Here is a 2,299-nt window from a genome sequence, read left to right as displayed (position 1 = left end):
TTAAGGAAATTTTGGCAATTTTAAGAAAGCAGAATCCTGATAGGATAAGGGTTCTGTGAAATTTGTCGTGTACAGAGTATAATAATAATAATCGAGCATGAGTCTCATACGGATGCTCGGGTCGAAAGGGAATCCCCAGGCGAGTAACCTGTTTGCGGTGATCCATTAGCTGCAGGAGCAGAAGAGCATACATCTGGAAGCAAAGCCAGGAAAGCGGCCTATGGAGCTGTGCGGCAGCGCTCAGTAGGCAATTTTTCAAAATATTGTTAAGCCTTTTCTGAGCATGGTATTTTTCATGGTATTACCAATTAGCAGGAAAATAAGCCATTGAATATAAAAGATAAAAATGTCTTGTTTACAATAAAGTGGGAGTAGTAATTTCGTTACTTTGTTTAGAATTTCTTCAGAAATATTTCTTAATAAATCGTGTTTTTCAACAAGCGTAAAATTACTTTCTAAAATCTCTTGTTGTTTAGCTCGAGTTTGGGTATAAGCCCCATAATAAAATTGACGAGGATCTTTAAGCACGTACCAATCTTTCATTTGGATTACAGTACGGCCCTTATCGTAAAGATCAAATTCAGGCTGCCATAAAGGTTTGTAATGAAAATTAATTTCTTCCTGAATATCGTAGGTCGCTTCTTGATAACGTGAAGCTGGTTTATCACCAAATCTTTTTTCAATATAAGCATAAGTATTTCTTAAAGGCTTAACTGAAGATGTTTTAATATCAATTTGCATATAAATCTTCCTGATTTTTTAATAAAGACTAGAGTTTTTATTCTCTAATACCGGCCTGTCCAAATCGCCACTTCATGCGGTCATATTCAATCTTTGCAAAATCATCCGTACTTAGGTGCTGTACTTGATGGTGTGCGCAGAATTCTTCAAAAGCCTTGACTGGCATAATCATTTCTACAGCTAACTCTGGATCACCTATCGAAAATTCAAATTCGATATATTTGTCACGCTGAGTCCCTGTAACATGAATAAAGCAAGGAGGCTGTTCTACATTGAGTTGCTGCATACCAAAATCCTCATATTCTCCATAAGATTATTGCAACTTGCATGCCAATTTTATTTATTATTATTTTTCAAATATTTATGATTTTCTCTTTTTTATTTCATACAATGTTCTTTATCAAATTCTTAAGTCACAATGTATGACTTAAGAAAATTCTCAAGTGTTTTATATTTTCTCAGTTGTATAAGCACTTATAGATGATCAAAAAAAAAAGAAGCCAAAGCTTCTTTTTTTGATTTTCCAACTCGCATTGATAGCCCCTATAATTCAATCAACTGAACCGTACCGGGTTTGTCGGAGAGTTTTTTATTTAAGTTAGGCCACCTGACCTAACGGGTTAATCTTATCATAGTACATTGCTTCAAAATCAAAAGGTGATACATAACCTAGTGCACTATGTACACGCTCTTTATTGAACCAATCTACCCAATTTAGTGTCGCAAGTTGTACATCCGCTAAACCTTGCCAATCTGCTTTTAGATATTCAATCACCTCTGTTTTGTATAAGCCATTCACCGTTTCAGCCAAAGCATTATCGTATGAATCACCAGTCGTACCGACTGATGCTCGTAAATTTGCTGCTTCTAAACGATTGGTATAGCGAATGGAAAGATATTGCACACCTCTGTCGGAATGATGAATCACATTCTTTGGCATGCCTCGATCATGCAATGCTTGCTCCAATGCATCGAGCACCATATCTGTATTCATCCGTGTCGATACTTTCCATCCAACAATTGCTCGTGAGAACACATCAATAATAAATGCAGTATAAACCCAGCCTGAATTTGTTTGAATATACGTAAAGTCACTCACCCACAGTTGGTCAGGATGATCAGCAGTAAAATTACGTTTTACCAAGTCATCCGCTCGTTTTTGATCATCTCGGCTACGGGTGGTTTGTTTGTTCTTACCACGCCAAACACCTTTTATACCTAGCTTTTGCATTAATCGAGCAACAGTACAGCGCGCAATAATATAGCCTTCACGTTTCAGTTTTTGCCAGACTTTACGTACACCATACCGACCTGAACTTTCCTTCCAAATTCGTTTAATCTCCTCAGCATGATGCAAGTCATGTAAATCTCGCTTTGCTCGATGTTCTGGATTTTCACAGAGATCTAGAGTCCGGTAATAGGTTGAAGGTGCGATCGGTAAAATTCTACAAATCGCCTCGACTCCGTACAGCTCTTTATTATTATGGATAAAATCCACCATTATTTGTGTGGGCGGTCGAGCTCCGCCTGGGCGAAAAAAGCGGCTGCTTTACGTAGA

At 37.6% G+C, this 2,299-nt stretch carries 2 protein-coding genes, 1 pseudogene and 1 other annotated feature; all 3 genes and pseudogenes read right to left on the bottom strand.

The annotated features are described in order from the left end of the window. Positions 1-255: 255 nt before the first annotated feature. Positions 256-741 (bottom strand): hypothetical protein, encoded by a 486-nt coding sequence (locus GVV58_RS15125; protein ID WP_006581703.1) that lies wholly within the window; start codon positions 739-741, stop codon positions 256-258. Between the two features lie 37 nt (positions 742-778). After that, positions 779-1,027 carry a phenol hydroxylase subunit gene (locus GVV58_RS15120; protein WP_006581702.1) on the bottom strand — a complete coding sequence of 83 codons (249 nt, stop codon included), beginning with the start codon at positions 1,025-1,027 and terminating at the stop codon, positions 779-781. A gap of 312 nt (positions 1,028-1,339) precedes the next feature. After that, positions 1,340-2,290, bottom strand: a pseudogene (locus GVV58_RS15115) (IS3 family transposase); the annotation flags it as partial. Then, positions 2,168-2,284 (bottom strand) — a sequence feature (AL1L pseudoknot). Its footprint overlaps the pseudogene before it by 117 nt. Positions 2,291-2,299: the final 9 nt, after the last annotated feature.

The sequence above is a fragment of the Acinetobacter sp. 18QD2AZ41W genome (assembly GCF_009829025.1).
Taxonomy (GTDB): Bacteria; Pseudomonadota; Gammaproteobacteria; order Pseudomonadales; family Moraxellaceae; genus Acinetobacter; species Acinetobacter pseudolwoffii.
The sequence above is the reverse complement of the archived record's forward strand: the minus strand, read 5'-3'. Positions and strand labels throughout refer to the sequence as shown.